Origin of the sequence: Enterobacter sp. 296B2, assembly GCF_034106185.1 — a bacterium.
Lineage (GTDB): Bacteria > Pseudomonadota > Gammaproteobacteria > Enterobacterales > Enterobacteriaceae > Enterobacter > Enterobacter cloacae_N.
This window is the reverse complement of record NZ_JAWNCA010000040.1, coordinates 19,502-32,493: the sequence shown is the minus strand read 5'-3', so window position 1 is coordinate 32,493 and position 12,992 is coordinate 19,502. Positions and strand designations below refer to the sequence as shown.

Annotated in this window: 12 protein-coding genes and 1 pseudogene; 9 read left to right on the top strand and 4 right to left on the bottom strand. The window is 54.8% G+C overall.

Annotation, left to right across the window (positions count from 1 at the left end; translation table 11 throughout):
- Positions 1 to 72: 72 nt before the first annotated feature.
- From URZ40_RS21115 to URZ40_RS21100, 4 genes and pseudogenes are all read right to left on the bottom strand, one after another.
- Positions 73 to 1,113: an NADP(H)-dependent aldo-keto reductase gene (locus URZ40_RS21115; RefSeq protein ID WP_028014287.1), complete on the bottom strand. Its 1,041-nt coding sequence runs from the start codon at positions 1,111 to 1,113 to the stop codon at positions 73 to 75.
- Positions 1,114 to 1,244: 131 nt separating this feature from the next.
- Complete coding sequence (locus tag URZ40_RS21110; protein WP_014885085.1) at positions 1,245 to 1,463, bottom strand: YgdI/YgdR family lipoprotein; 219 nt, start codon at positions 1,461 to 1,463, stop codon at positions 1,245 to 1,247.
- A 128-nt stretch (positions 1,464 to 1,591) separates the two neighbouring features.
- A complete protein-coding gene (gene mutH / locus URZ40_RS21105; RefSeq protein ID WP_233003223.1) occupies positions 1,592 to 2,284 on the bottom strand; it encodes a DNA mismatch repair endonuclease MutH in 693 nt (230 codons plus the stop codon).
- Between the two features lie 151 nt (positions 2,285 to 2,435).
- Positions 2,436 to 2,525 (bottom strand): annotated as a pseudogene (locus tag URZ40_RS21100) (hypothetical protein); the annotation flags it as partial.
- 442 nt (positions 2,526 to 2,967) lie between these two features.
- On the opposite strand from URZ40_RS21100, the gene rppH reads away from it, so the two are divergent.
- The 9 genes from rppH (at position 2,968) to recC (ending at position 12,986) form a co-directional block, all read left to right on the top strand.
- Entirely contained in the window at positions 2,968 to 3,498 is a 531-nt protein-coding gene (gene rppH / locus URZ40_RS21095) for an RNA pyrophosphohydrolase (RefSeq protein WP_013098553.1), read from the top strand.
- A 12-nt stretch (positions 3,499 to 3,510) separates the two neighbouring features.
- Positions 3,511 to 5,757: a phosphoenolpyruvate--protein phosphotransferase gene (gene ptsP / locus URZ40_RS21090; protein WP_116341830.1), complete on the top strand. Its 2,247-nt coding sequence runs from the start codon at positions 3,511 to 3,513 to the stop codon at positions 5,755 to 5,757.
- A 259-nt stretch (positions 5,758 to 6,016) separates the two neighbouring features.
- A complete protein-coding gene (lgt, locus tag URZ40_RS21085) occupies positions 6,017 to 6,892 on the top strand; it encodes a prolipoprotein diacylglyceryl transferase (RefSeq protein ID WP_316380104.1) in 876 nt (291 codons plus the stop codon).
- Between the two features lie 6 nt (positions 6,893 to 6,898).
- Positions 6,899 to 7,693: a thymidylate synthase gene (gene thyA / locus URZ40_RS21080; protein WP_014885081.1), complete on the top strand. Its 795-nt coding sequence runs from the start codon at positions 6,899 to 6,901 to the stop codon at positions 7,691 to 7,693.
- Positions 7,694 to 7,904: 211 nt separating this feature from the next.
- The gene (locus URZ40_RS21075; RefSeq protein WP_239508660.1) at positions 7,905 to 8,342 is read left to right on the top strand and encodes a prepilin peptidase-dependent protein; all 438 of its coding nucleotides are present in this window, start codon (positions 7,905 to 7,907) and stop codon (positions 8,340 to 8,342) included.
- A complete protein-coding gene (locus URZ40_RS21070; protein ID WP_116341824.1) occupies positions 8,333 to 8,893 on the top strand; it encodes a prepilin peptidase-dependent protein in 561 nt (186 codons plus the stop codon). Before URZ40_RS21075 ends, URZ40_RS21070 begins: the two co-directional genes overlap by 10 nt.
- Positions 8,890 to 9,291: a DUF2509 family protein gene (locus URZ40_RS21065; protein ID WP_316380105.1), complete on the top strand. Its 402-nt coding sequence runs from the start codon at positions 8,890 to 8,892 to the stop codon at positions 9,289 to 9,291. Before URZ40_RS21070 ends, URZ40_RS21065 begins: the two co-directional genes overlap by 4 nt.
- Positions 9,276 to 9,599 carry a prepilin-type N-terminal cleavage/methylation domain-containing protein gene (locus URZ40_RS21060; protein ID WP_316380106.1) on the top strand — a complete coding sequence of 108 codons (324 nt, stop codon included), beginning with the start codon at positions 9,276 to 9,278 and terminating at the stop codon, positions 9,597 to 9,599. The genes URZ40_RS21065 and URZ40_RS21060 overlap by 16 nt, the downstream gene beginning before the upstream one ends.
- A 12-nt stretch (positions 9,600 to 9,611) precedes the next feature.
- Positions 9,612 to 12,986, top strand: a complete 3,375-nt coding sequence (gene recC / locus URZ40_RS21055; protein ID WP_320721102.1) for an exodeoxyribonuclease V subunit gamma — start codon at positions 9,612 to 9,614, stop codon at positions 12,984 to 12,986.
- Positions 12,987 to 12,992: the final 6 nt, after the last annotated feature.

The following is a 12,992-nucleotide window of genomic DNA, read 5'->3' as shown; positions in this document are numbered from 1 at the left end:
GCCTTACCCGGCCTACGTTTGAGCACCTGTAGGCCCGGTAAGGCGAAGCCGCCACCGGGCAAAAGCATCAGGCTACGGTGCAGGATAGGTATAAACCTGATGCACCGCTTCAATCTCCGCCAACACCTCTTCACTCAGGTTCAGATGGAAACTCTCAATATTGGTTTTCAGCTGTTCCATCGTGGTCGCGCCCAGCAGGGTGCTGGCAACAAACGGCTGACGGCGCACAAAGGCCAGCGCCATCTGCGCCGGATCGAGGCCGTGGCGCTTCGCGATATCCACATAGGCTGCAACGGCTTTTTGCGTTTGTTCGCCGCTGTAGCGGGTAAAGCGGCTAAAGAGTGTATTGCGCGCCCCGGCCGGTTTCGCACCGTTGAGGTATTTCCCCGTCAGGGTGCCAAAACCCAGGCATGAATAAGCGAGCAGTTCCACTTCCTCATATTGCGTCACTTCGGCCAGCCCCACTTCGTAGCTGCGGTTAAGCAGGCTGTACGGGTTCTGGATGGTGACGATGCGCGGCAGATCGTGTTTATCCGCCAGGTGCAGGTAACGCATGACCCCAAAGGCCGTTTCGTTGGACACGCCAATGTAGCGGATTTTTCCCGCACGCTGGCACTCCGTCAGCGCTTCCAGCGTTTCCAGCAGGGTAACGGCGGGGGCGCTCTCGTTCCAGCTGTAGCCGAGCTTGCCAAAGCAGTTGGTTGGGCGCTGGGGCCAGTGGACCTGGTACAGGTCGAGATAGTCGGTTTGCAGACGCTTCAGGCTCGCGTCCAGCGCGGCGCGGATATTTTTGCGATCGAGGATCTGATTTGGGCGGATCCCGGCATCGTTGTTTCGCGCGGGGCCACTGACTTTCGAGGCGATGACCAGCTTTTCACGGTTACCGCGTTTTGCCAGCCAATTACCGACGTAGGTTTCGGTAAGTCCCTGTGTTTCAGGGCGTGGTGGCACAGGGTACATCTCTGCAACATCAATCAGGTTAATCCCCTGACTGACGGCATAATCGAGTTGTGCATGGGCATCGGCTTCGCTGTTTTGTTCACCAAATGTCATCGTGCCCAACCCCAGTTGACTTATCTCCAGAGCGCTGTGGGGGATACGGTGATAATGCATAGCCGGCTTCCTTCAATAGACATGTAGACCGCGTCAGGAACCTCCCGACAAAGGAATATAAACATGGCAGAGGGGAAGCAAAAGGGGAAGAAAAAAATCAAAAAGGCCAGTAAGCTACTGACCTCCGACCGTTATCGCTCAATAATTTGCGAGACTTCATCGCGATTGATCTGCATTTTATTGCCTGCCTGGTCGTGGTAGCTGACCAGACCGGTATCGTCGTCGACTTCGGGTTTGCCGTCGGTCAGGATCATCCGGCCATCTTTCGTTGCCATGACGTAATCGCTGCTGCAGCCCGATACGGCAAACGCCAACCCGACTGCTGAAATTAACACCGCCCATTTTTTCATCGTTATCGTCCTCATCTGGCTCGTATCAAATCATAGTGTAGTATTAACCCGTTATGGCAACAGGGTGAAGCGGTAAAATCTTAAAAACCAGGTGATTATGTTTGTGAGCTCGCAAAATAAGTAAAAAACTATGTTTTAAGTAAGAAATGACGAGCAAGCAGCGCGCCGGTGAAATTCTTTTTAAGATAAAAACCGCGCGGCAGCGTCAGTATGGGTTCGCCCATCGCGCCGATCGCCTCGGTAAGCGCTTTGCTGTTTGCCGCTTTCGGGCGCAGCTGTAACACTTCTCCGTGTCGGGCGGTAATTCGCTCGACCTGCCCGAGCACAATCATGTCCATCAACTCTTCCCAGTCCAGGCGCAGCTGATGTTCCTCCTCTTCATCCGGGCTCCAGAGCAGCGGTGCGCCAACGCGACGTTCGGCCAGCGGGATCTGCCGTTCACCTTCAACCGGTACCCAAAGCACGCGTTTCAGCTTATGACGCACGTGGCTGGTTTCCCACGTCACGCCGGTATTGCCGGTTAAGGGCGCAACGCAGACAAAGGTTGTCTCCAGGGGACGGCCCCAGCTGTCGATGGGGATGGTTTTTAACTCGACGCCAAGGGCGGCAAAATCTTGCTCAGGTTTGCTCCCGGCGCTGGCACCCAGCCACAGCTCCAGCAGCATGCCGATCCAGCCTTTATCCCGTTTAAGATCCTTCGGGATCTGAAGCCCTGCCATAGCCGCCAGTTCGCCAAGCGAGAAGCCTGCCAGGCGCTGTGCCTGCTCTAGCAGCTGGCCTTCGCTGGACGGCGGTGAGAGCAAGGGGGTAAGCGAATGCATGAAGGTAACCTTTTGATTAAAAAATAAACGAAGAAATTGTCCCCTGTGGATAGAGTTTATCTTTTTCTGTCCCAATATTCCATGTCTATGATTTATAGGTTTTTTTATGAGGTTTTAACTGTTTCATCTGAGACGTAAAACGGGTTGTTCAAATCTGGTCACTGACAATAAACAGGATCTTACACCATGTTATCCACAGAAAAGTGGGATAACTGGGCATAACCCTGACTACTGTTTCAATTTACAGCCTTGACGTGCGATGAAAATCCAAATTTCAGACAAATTGTGCCTAACTTATTGGCACAATCTGTGGATAAAACCGACGCTGTTCGATCTTTCATCAGTACGACGATCCCTGCTGTGACGATCGTCACGCTATTCTGCGTTTTATTTACTGGTATTAAGTTAATCGTATGAAAAATATGATTTTATATTGACGGTGTGAAAGAGGGCGGGAGAGGTTGTTTAAGGTTGTTCATCGGTAATCAGACACTTCTTCACAACTATATCCACAGAAAAGGTGAATAAAATTGTCCTCGTTACCGTATATCTGTTTATAACTCTGCACTTATTTGTGAGTTATTCAAATGTTATTAGGTTGCAGGCCTGTAAGAGAGTGGTTTACCGCCTCACTGTAGTGTGAAACAATCATTCATATATAAGGTTTAGTTTGGGGTAGTCCGGTGATTGATGACGATGGCTACCGCCCGAACGTAGGAATAGTAATTTGTAATCGTCAGGGCCAGGTAATGTGGGCCCGTCGATATGGTCAGCACTCCTGGCAGTTCCCGCAAGGCGGGATCAATCCGGGAGAGTCCCCAGAACAAGCGATGTACCGGGAGCTTTTTGAAGAGGTCGGTTTAAGCCGAAAAGATGTTCGCATCCTCGCTTCGACCCGCAACTGGTTGCGTTACAAGTTACCGAAACGTTTGGTGCGTTGGGACACAAAGCCGGTTTGTATCGGCCAGAAACAGAAGTGGTTTCTTCTGCAGTTGGTGGGCAACGATTCAGACATCAATATGCAAACCAGCAGTACGCCGGAGTTCGATGGCTGGCGCTGGGTGAGCTATTGGTATCCTGTTCGTCAGGTCGTGTCATTTAAGCGCGATGTTTACCGTAGGGTGATGAAAGAGTTTGCAAGTGTGGTTATGCAGCTTCAGGAGATCCCGCCTAAGCCGCAGAGCGCACCTGCCTGGCGACGTAAAAGAGGTTAAGCTACGCAAATCATGCTCACCCGCTTGCGAGAAATAGTCGAGAAGGTGGCCAGTGCTCCGCGTCTCAACGAGGCGCTGAATATTCTGGTCACTGACATCTGTCTTGCGATGGAGACCGAAGTCTGTTCGGTGTATCTGGCCGACCACGATCGGCGCTGCTATTACCTGATGGCGACCCGTGGTTTGAAAAAGCCACGGGGACGCACCGTAACGCTCGCATTTGATGAAGGTATCGTCGGCCTGGTTGGGCGGCTGGCTGAACCTATCAACCTTGCCGACGCGCAAAAACACCCCAGCTTTAAATACATCCCTTCCGTAAAAGAAGAGCGTTTCCGCGCGTTCCTTGGCGTGCCGATTATCCAGCGTCGTCAACTTTTGGGCGTGCTGGTCGTCCAGCAGCGGGAGCTGCGTCAGTACGATGAAAGCGAAGAGTCCTTCCTCGTCACGCTGGCGACACAGATGGCGGCGATCCTCTCACAGTCTCAGCTTGCAGCGCTCTTCGGTCAGTATCGCCATACGCGCATTCGTGCCCTTCCGGCATCGCCAGGGGTAGCGATTGCTGAAGGCTGGATGGACGCCACGCTGCCGTTAATGGAGCAGGTTTACGAAGCCTCTACGCTCGATGAAGCGCTGGAGCGCGAGCGTCTTACCGCCGCGCTGGAAGAGGCGGCGAATGAATTTCGTCGTTACAGCAAGCGCTTTGCCGCAGGCGCACAAAAAGAGACGGCGGCTATCTTCGACCTTTATTCGCACCTGCTTTCCGACGCGCGGCTGCGCCGTGAGCTTTTTGCGGAAGTGGATAAAGGTTCGGTAGCAGAATGGGCCGTTAAAAAGGTCATCGAAAAATTTGCTGAGCAATTTGCAGCATTAACAGACGGTTACCTGAAGGAGCGTGCCGGCGATCTCCGTGCGCTGGGGCAACGTCTGCTGTTCCATCTTGATGACACCATTCAGGGGCCAAACGCCTGGCCAAAACGGTTTGTGCTGGTGGCCGATGAACTCTCGGCAACGACGCTGGCTGAACTGCCGCAGGACCGGCTGGCCGGTGTCGTGGTGCGCGATGGTGCCGCTAACTCCCACGCCGCCATTATGGTGCGCGCGCTCGGTATTCCTACCGTTATGGGGGCAGATATCCAGCCGTCGGTACTGCATCGACGCACGCTGGTGGTGGATGGTTACCGCGGTGAACTGCTGGTCGATCCTGAACCCGTTCTGCTCCAGGAATATCAGCGTCTCATCAGCGAAGAGAATGAATTAAGCAAGCTGGCGGAAGATGACGTTAACCTTCCCGCACAGCTGAAGAGCGGTGAGCGGATCAAAGTCATGCTCAACGCCGGTTTAAGCCCTGAGCACGAAGAAAAGCTGGGCAGCCGCATCGACGGTATTGGCCTGTACCGTACTGAAATCCCGTTTATGCTGCAGAGCGGTTTCCCCTCCGAAGAGGAGCAGGTGGCGCAGTATCAGGGGATGTTGCAAATGTTCAACGACAAGCCTGTCACCCTGCGTACCCTGGATGTCGGGGCGGATAAACAGCTGCCGTATATGCCGATCAGCGAAGAGAACCCGTGTCTTGGCTGGCGCGGGATCCGCATTACGCTCGATCAGCCGGAGATCTTCCTGATCCAGGTGCGCGCCATGCTGCGCGCTAATGCTGCGACGGGCAATCTCAGCATCTTACTGCCGATGGTCACCAGCATTGATGAGATCGACGAAGCGCGGCGCCTGATCGAACGTGCTGGTCGTGAAGTGGAAGAGATGATTGGCTATGCGATCCCGAAACCACGGATCGGCGTCATGCTCGAAGTGCCGTCTATGGTCTTCATGCTGCCGCAGCTGGCAAACCGCGTTGATTTTATCTCTGTCGGTACCAACGACCTGACGCAATATATTCTGGCCGTCGACCGGAACAACACCCGCGTCGCCAGTATCTACGATAGCCTGCATCCGGCAATCATTCGCGCGCTGGCGATGATTGCCCGTGAGGCTGAACAGTACGGTATTGATCTACGCCTGTGCGGTGAAATGGCCGGAGACTCGATGTGCGTCGCGATCCTGATTGGTCTGGGATACCGCCATCTGTCGATGAACGGCCGTGCCGTAGCGCGCGTGAAGTATTTGTTGCGTCATATAGACATCAATGATGCCCGTGAGCTGGCTGAGCGCAGCCTTGACGCACAGCTGGCGGCTGAGGTTCGTCACCAGGTGGCGGCATTTATGGAACGACGCGGTATGGGCGGGCTGATTCGCGGTGGTCGCTAAAGCCTTCCCCTCTCTCACAGGGCTGAGGGATCCCCACAAATTAATGCGAGCAGTGAACAATCCCCTCGCCCCTTTGGGGAGAGGGCCAGGGTGAGGGGACCATCGTGCACAAAACCCTATACACATCTTTTACATCTCTGGCGCATCCTCCGCGCCAGCCTTATGCTATGATTCGCAACTTTGGAGCCTCTGCTTAAGGCAGAATCGCATTTCTACCGCTGTCCACTTTCAGCGGAATAACAACATCTTGTGGTGACAGATGAACAGTGGTTATCTGCATTTTCCGGAGTTTGATCCGGTCATTTTCTCAGTAGGACCTGTTTCGCTTCACTGGTACGGTCTGATGTACCTGGTGGGCTTCGTTTTTGCAATGTGGCTCGCGGGCCGTCGCGCCAGCCGTCCTGGCAGCGGCTGGACCAAAAATGAAGTTGAAAACCTGCTATACGCAGGCTTCCTCGGCGTGTTCCTCGGTGGCCGTATTGGGTATGTTCTGTTCTATAACTTCCCGGTATTCCTGAACGATCCCCTCTATCTTTTCCGCGTCTGGGACGGCGGCATGTCTTTCCACGGCGGCCTGATTGGGGTGATCCTGGTGATGGTGATTTTTGCCAAACGCACCAAGCGCAACTTCTTCCAGGTGTCAGATTTTATCGCACCGCTGATCCCGTTTGGTCTCGGGGCTGGTCGTCTGGGCAACTTTATCAACGGTGAGCTGTGGGGCCGCGTTGACCCAAGCGTGCCGTACACGATGCTCTTCCCGGGCTCCCGCGCGGAAGATATCGCGCTGCTGCCGTCGCACCCGGAGTGGCAGCCCATTTTCGATACCTACGGCGTGCTGCCGCGTCATATGTCCCAGCTGTACGAACTGGCGCTGGAAGGCGTGGTGCTGTTTATCATTCTGAACCTGTTTATTCGCAAGCCGCGCCCGATGGGGGCTGTTTCCGGGCTGTTCCTGATTGGCTATGGCGCGTTCCGCATCATCGTCGAATTCTTCCGCCAGCCCGACGCCCAGTTTACCGGCGAATGGGTACAGTACATCAGCATGGGGCAGATCCTCTCCATTCCGATGATCGTAGCGGGTGCCATTATGATGATTTGGGCGTATCGTCGTCGTCCACAGCAACAACTTTCCTGAGGAATCATGAAACAGTATCTTGAATTGATGAAAAAAGTGCTCGATGAGGGCACGCCGAAAAACGACCGTACCGGTACCGGTACGCTCTCCATTTTTGGCCACCAGATGCGCTTCAATCTGCAAGAAGGCTTCCCTCTGGTGACGACAAAGCGCTGCCACCTGCGCTCTATCATTCATGAACTGCTCTGGTTCCTGCAAGGCGATACCAACGTTGCGTATCTGCACGAAAATAACGTCTCCATCTGGGACGAATGGGCAGATGAAAACGGCAACCTGGGCCCGGTATACGGCAAGCAGTGGCGCGCATGGCCAACGCCTGATGGCCGCCATATTGACCAGATCACAACCGTCATGAACCAGCTGAAAAACGATCCGGACTCGCGCCGAATCATCGTTTCTGCCTGGAACGTGGGTGAGCTGGATAAAATGGCGCTGGCACCGTGCCACGCGTTCTTCCAGTTCTATGTGGCCGACGGTAAGCTCTCCTGCCAGCTCTACCAGCGCTCCTGTGACGTGTTCCTGGGCCTGCCGTTTAACATTGCCAGCTATGCGCTGTTAGTCCACATGATGGCGCAGCAGTGTGACCTTGAAGTGGGTGATTTCGTCTGGACAGGTGGGGACACCCATCTCTACAGCAATCATATGGAACAGACGCATCTTCAGCTCACCCGCGAACCGCGTGCGCTGCCGAAGCTGATTATCAAACGCAAACCGGCATCAATCTTCGACTACCGCTTTGATGATTTTGAGATTGAGGGCTACGACCCGCATCCAGGCATCAAAGCGCCCGTCGCTATCTGATGCGATAAAGCGTGACACAACCGGTGCTGTTTAGCGCCGGTTTTTTTTCGTCTTCATCCCGTTTTACGAGGCGTTATCAAGAAAGCGTGCAACGCGCTGCAACACGCTCAATTCTTCGGATAACGCCTCGTAAAACCCTTATTCACCGCTCGCCACGCCCTCGTCGAATCGCCACACTTCCCGCATGAAAAAAGAGAACGGCTTTACGCTTATCGAAACGCTGGTGGCTGTCTCGCTGGTTGTCATACTCAGCGCCTCAGGTCTGTACGGCTGGGACAGCTGGCAGCGGCAGCAGCGGTTGTGGCAAACCGCCGACCAGGTGCGCGACTATCTGGTCTTTCTGCGCAACGACGCCAACCGGCACAACCGCGACCATCAAATTCGCCTTCAGCGGGTGGGCGAAAAGGAGTGCCTCGTGAGCTCAGCCGTACAAGGCTGTGAGAAGGGCAGCCCCTTTGTTCTGATTCCACTCTGGCCAGAGGTCGCGGTGAGCGAAGTCACGCCGTCATTAGGGTTCTATGGGTTAAGGGATACGGCATGGGCAGGGCGGATAAGGGTTCAAAGCCGTGCCGGAGAATGGCTGATCATAGTCTCAGACGGAGGGCGCATCAGAATGTGTAAGGTCTCACAGGGAGGTTCATGTCGATGAGACAGCGCGGTTTTTCGCTGACTGAAGTTCTGATTGCCACGGCCATCAGTAGCCTGTTGTTGATTGGCGCATCGCGCTTTTTACCCGGATTGCAGCGGGCGGTATTACTGCAATCCGGCCAGAGAGAGCTGGAAGAAGAGGTCTGGCAGCGCCTGTTTGCTTTCGGCAAACAGCTTCAGCGTGCGGGTTACTGTGCGGGGAACTGTCAGGGGCAAGGGCTGACGATCGCAAGGCAGGGCAGTTGCGTCATTGTGCGGTGGGATGCCAACAGTAACGGCCGCTGGGATCGTAGTGCATCAGAAAACGACAGCACCGGTTTTCGTCTGGAATCGGGCGCGCTGGAAACCCTGCGTGGGGCAACCTCGTGTGAAGGTAAGGGATGGGAAAAGCTCACGGACCCGGACAGGCTTGCGATTGCACACTTTGTGGTGAGGAAAGTTACACGCGCCGGGTTTGCGCCGGAGCTGAATATCGAACTGTCCGCCCTTCGCAAAGGCGAGCATGGGGAGCCTTATCAGGCGTTGTATACGGTCACGGGGTACAACCTGTGAACCGTCAACGCGGTATGTCTTCTCTGGGGCTGGTCCTGCTTTTGCTGGTGCTCGGTACCCTGATCCTCACTGGCCTAAACCAGCAACTCACCACGTTTAGTGCGCTCGTTGGCGGTGAAAGCCGTTCGCTACAGCAGCAGGCTTCTGTCCAGTCAGCGCTTGAGTGGGGACGCGTTCAGAACTGGTCACCCGACCCTGAAGTTCAGTGTAAAAAGGCACCCGCGTGGCGAGTGTGTTTGCGGCAACTGAGTGAGAACACTGTTTTACTGATTGCTGGAGTCAACGACCTGCTGCTCTGGCGTTCAGGAGAGAGCGTCGACGGTAAAATTCACTTTTCGCCTCACGGCTGGAGTGATTTTTGTCCGCTAGAGGAGCGTTCGCTATGCCAACTGCCATAAACAAAGAGAAAGGATTTAGCATGGTTGAGGTTCTGCTGGCGATGATGCTGCTGGTAATCATCGTCACGGCACTGGCCGGCTATCATCGGGCGCTGGCGGCGCGGTTTACCCTGTTTAACCAGTATCGCCAGCTCTGGCACCATGCATGGAATCAGGCACAGCTCTCGACAAATGTTCTGCCCGCAGGCTGGCAGGCCAGTCGGGTGCAGACAACGCACGCAGGATGTGTCAGCATCACGGTTACACTTATTTCTCCTCTGGGGCGACGCGGTGAGATAACGCGTCTGCATTGCCCGGTTAGCCAGTAGTCGGGAGCGTCTATGTTAAGGGTCTACCACTCAAATCGTCTGGATGTGCTGGAAGCGCTGATGGAATTTATCGTTGAGCGCGAGCGGCTTGACGATCCTTTTGAGCCAGAAATGGTGCTGGTGCAGAGCACCGGTATGGCACAGTGGCTGCAAATGTCGCTTTCCCGTAAGTTTGGCATTGCCGCGAACATTGATTTCCCGCTGCCCGCGAGCTTTATCTGGGATATGTTCGTGCGCGTGTTGCCAGACATTCCCGAACAGAGCGCCTTCAACAAGCAGGGCATGAGCTGGAAGCTGATGGCGCTACTGCCGGAAATGCTGCAACACGATGAATTCGCCATGCTGCGCCACTACCTCAATGACGATACCGATAAGCGCAAGCTGTTCCAGCTGGCGTCCCGTACCGCCGATCTCTACGACCAATACCTTGTTTACCGTTCTGACTGGTTAATTCGCTGGGAAGCGGGCGAGCTGGTTGAAGGACTACCGGAGGCGCAAATATGGCAGGCACCGCTGTGGAAAGCGCTGGTAGAGCATACGGAGAAGCTTGGGCAGCCTAAGTGGCACCGTGCCAACCTGTACGATCGGTTTATCTCAATACTCGAGAATGCGTCGGAGCGTCCAGCCCGACTGCCGTCACGCGTTTTTATCTGTGGGATATCCGCATTACCGCCTGTTTATCTGAAGGCCTTGTATGCGCTGGGTAAACATATTGATATTCATATTTTGTTCACCAACCCTTGCCGACAGTATTGGGGGGATATCCTCGACGAACGTTGGCTTGCGCGGCTGGTAACTCGCCAACGAAAGCGCCTTTTTGAAGAACGATCCGTCCCGCTGTTTAAAGACGGTTCGACTGCCGGGCAGCTTTTTGATGAAGACGGTATCCAGAACCTGCCCAATCCACTGCTTGCCTCATGGGGGAAGCTGGGGCGTGATTACATTCATATGCTCTCCGATATTACCTCATCAGGCGAGGGTGACGTTGACGCCTTTGTCGAGATCGCGCCGGATAGCCTGCTGCATAATATTCAATTAGATATTCTGGATCTGGAAAACCGTGCCGTTATGGGCGTGACGGCGAAAGAGTTTGAGCGCAGCGACAGCAAGCGGAAGCTGGATGCTGAGGATCGCAGTATCACGTTCCATGTTTGCCATAGCCCCCAGCGTGAGGTCGAAGTACTTCACGACCAGCTGCTGGCGATGCTGCAGGACGACCCTGAACTCACCCCGCGCGATATCGTGGTAATGGTGGCGGATATCGACAGCTACAGTCCCTTTATTCAGGCCGTTTTCGGCAGTGCGAGCGGGGAGCGGTACCTGCCTTATGCTATCTCTGACCGTCGTGCCCGCCAGTCTCACCCGGCATTGCAGGCATTTGTTACCCTGCTTTCACTGCCGGATAGCCGCTTTATCTCCGAAGATGTTCTGGCATTACTGGATGTTCCCGTGCTGGCCGCGCGCTTCAACATCAATGAAGAAGGGCTGCGCTACCTTCGCCAGTGGGTAAACGAATCAGGCGTTCGCTGGGGGATCGATGACGATAACGTCCAGGAGTTCGAGCTTCCCCCAACCGGGCAGCATACCTGGCGGTTTGGCCTGACGCGTATGCTGCTGGGCTACGCCATGGAGAGCAGCCAGGGCGAGTGGAACGAAGTGCTGCCTTACGATGAGTCCAGCGGTTTGATTGCTGAACTGGTAGGGCATTTAGCTTCTCTGCTGATGCAGCTAAACCGCTGGCGCCGTGAGCTAATGCAGCCGCGTCCGCTTGAAGCGTGGCTCCCGGTATGCAGGGCGTTACTTAATGATTTCTTCCTGCCAGACAGTGACACCGAAGCGGCGATGGCGCTCATTGAAACGCAGTGGCAGGCTATCGTCGACGAGGGCGTGAATTCCCACTATCACGAGGCGATTCCTTTGTCGCTGCTGAGAGATGAGTTGACGCAGCGCCTTGACCAGGAGCGAATCAGCCAGCGTTTCCTGGCAGGCCCCATCAATATCTGTACCCTGATGCCAATGCGCTCAATTCCCTTTAAGGTGGTCTGTCTGCTCGGCATGAACGACGGTGTTTATCCTCGTGCCCTGGCACCGCTGGGGTTCGATTTGATGAGCGCAGATCCAAAGCGGGGTGACCGTAGCCGTCGCGATGATGACCGCTATCTCTTCCTTGAAGCGCTTATCTCTGCTCAAAGTAAGCTCTATATCAGCTATATCGGCCGCTCCATTCAGGACAACAGCGAGCGCTTCCCCTCAGTTCTGGTGCAGGAACTGGTGGACTATATTGGCCAGAGCCACTATCTGGCTGGCGATGACGCGCTTAACTGCGATGAAAGCGAGCAGCGGGTGAAGGCGCACATTACGTGTATCCACAGCCGCATGCCGTTTGACCCGGTAAACTATATTGTCAGCGAACAGCAGAGCTATGCCCGCGAATGGCTGCCGGCAGCGAAAAAAGAGGGACGAGCCCATACGGATTTCATTCAGCCGCTTGATCCGCTGCCCATTAGCACCCTGACTTTCGAACAGCTTCAGCGGTTTTGGGCGCACCCGGTGCGCGCCTTCTTCCAGCAGCGACTACAGGTCAATTTCCGTTCTGAAGAGAGTGAAATTCCGGATGCAGAACCCTTTACCCTGGAAGGGCTGGAGCGCTATCAGTTAAACCTCCAGTTGCTGAATGCGCTGGTTGAAGAGGAAGATGCTGACAAACTTTACCGCTGCTACCGCGCTGCTGGGCAACTGCCTTACGGGGCGTTTGGGGAAATTGTCTGGGAGGCGCAGTGCCAGGAGATGACCGCTCTGGCTGAGCGCGTAAGGGAGCACCGCCAGCCCGGACAAAGCATCGAAATCGATCTCCACAGCAATGGCGTACAGCTCACGGGCTGGCTAACCCAGGTTCAGCCCGATGGGCTACTGCGCTGGCGGCCTTCTTTGCTCAGCGTTTCACAAGGATTGCAACTCTGGCTGGAACATCTTGTCTACAGTGCGGGTGGCAATAAAGGCGAAAGCCGGATCTTCGTGCGCAAAGACGGCGAGTGGCGCTTCCCACCAATGGAGGCAGAACAGGCGTTACGCTATCTGTCTTTGTACATCGAGGGCTATCTTCAGGGAATGAACAAACCCCTCCTGCTACTGCCCGAAAGTGGCGGTGCGTGGATAAAAGCCTGTTATGACGCGCAGAATGATGCGATGTTAACGGACGAGGCTTCGCTGCAGAAAGCGCGCAGTAAATTTATGCAGGCCTATGAAGGAAACATGATGGTGCGCGGTGAAGGTGAGGATGTCTGGTATCAACGTTTATGGCGAACGCTTGAGCCAGAATACTTCGAAGCTATTACGGAAGAGGCGCAACGCTACCTGTTACCGTTGTTTAAATTTAATCAGTCCTGAGTGCTG

Excerpts from the sequence above, each read along its gene's own strand:
- URZ40_RS21115 (WP_028014287.1), bottom strand. The coding sequence starts at position 1,113 with ATGCATTATCACCGTATCCCCCACAGCGCTCTGGAGATAAGTCAACTG.
- URZ40_RS21110 (WP_014885085.1), bottom strand. The coding sequence starts at position 1,463 with ATGAAAAAATGGGCGGTGTTAATTTCAGCAGTCGGGTTGGCGTTTGCC.
- mutH (WP_233003223.1), bottom strand. The coding sequence starts at position 2,284 with ATGCATTCGCTTACCCCCTTGCTCTCACCGCCGTCCAGCGAAGGCCAG.
- ptsP (WP_116341830.1), top strand. The coding sequence starts at position 3,511 with ATGCTCACCCGCTTGCGAGAAATAGTCGAGAAGGTGGCCAGTGCTCCG.
- lgt (WP_316380104.1), top strand. The coding sequence starts at position 6,017 with ATGAACAGTGGTTATCTGCATTTTCCGGAGTTTGATCCGGTCATTTTC.
- thyA (WP_014885081.1), top strand. The coding sequence starts at position 6,899 with ATGAAACAGTATCTTGAATTGATGAAAAAAGTGCTCGATGAGGGCACG.
- URZ40_RS21070 (WP_116341824.1), top strand. The coding sequence starts at position 8,333 with ATGTCGATGAGACAGCGCGGTTTTTCGCTGACTGAAGTTCTGATTGCC.
- URZ40_RS21060 (WP_316380106.1), top strand. The coding sequence starts at position 9,276 with ATGCCAACTGCCATAAACAAAGAGAAAGGATTTAGCATGGTTGAGGTT.
- recC (WP_320721102.1), top strand. The coding sequence starts at position 9,612 with ATGTTAAGGGTCTACCACTCAAATCGTCTGGATGTGCTGGAAGCGCTG.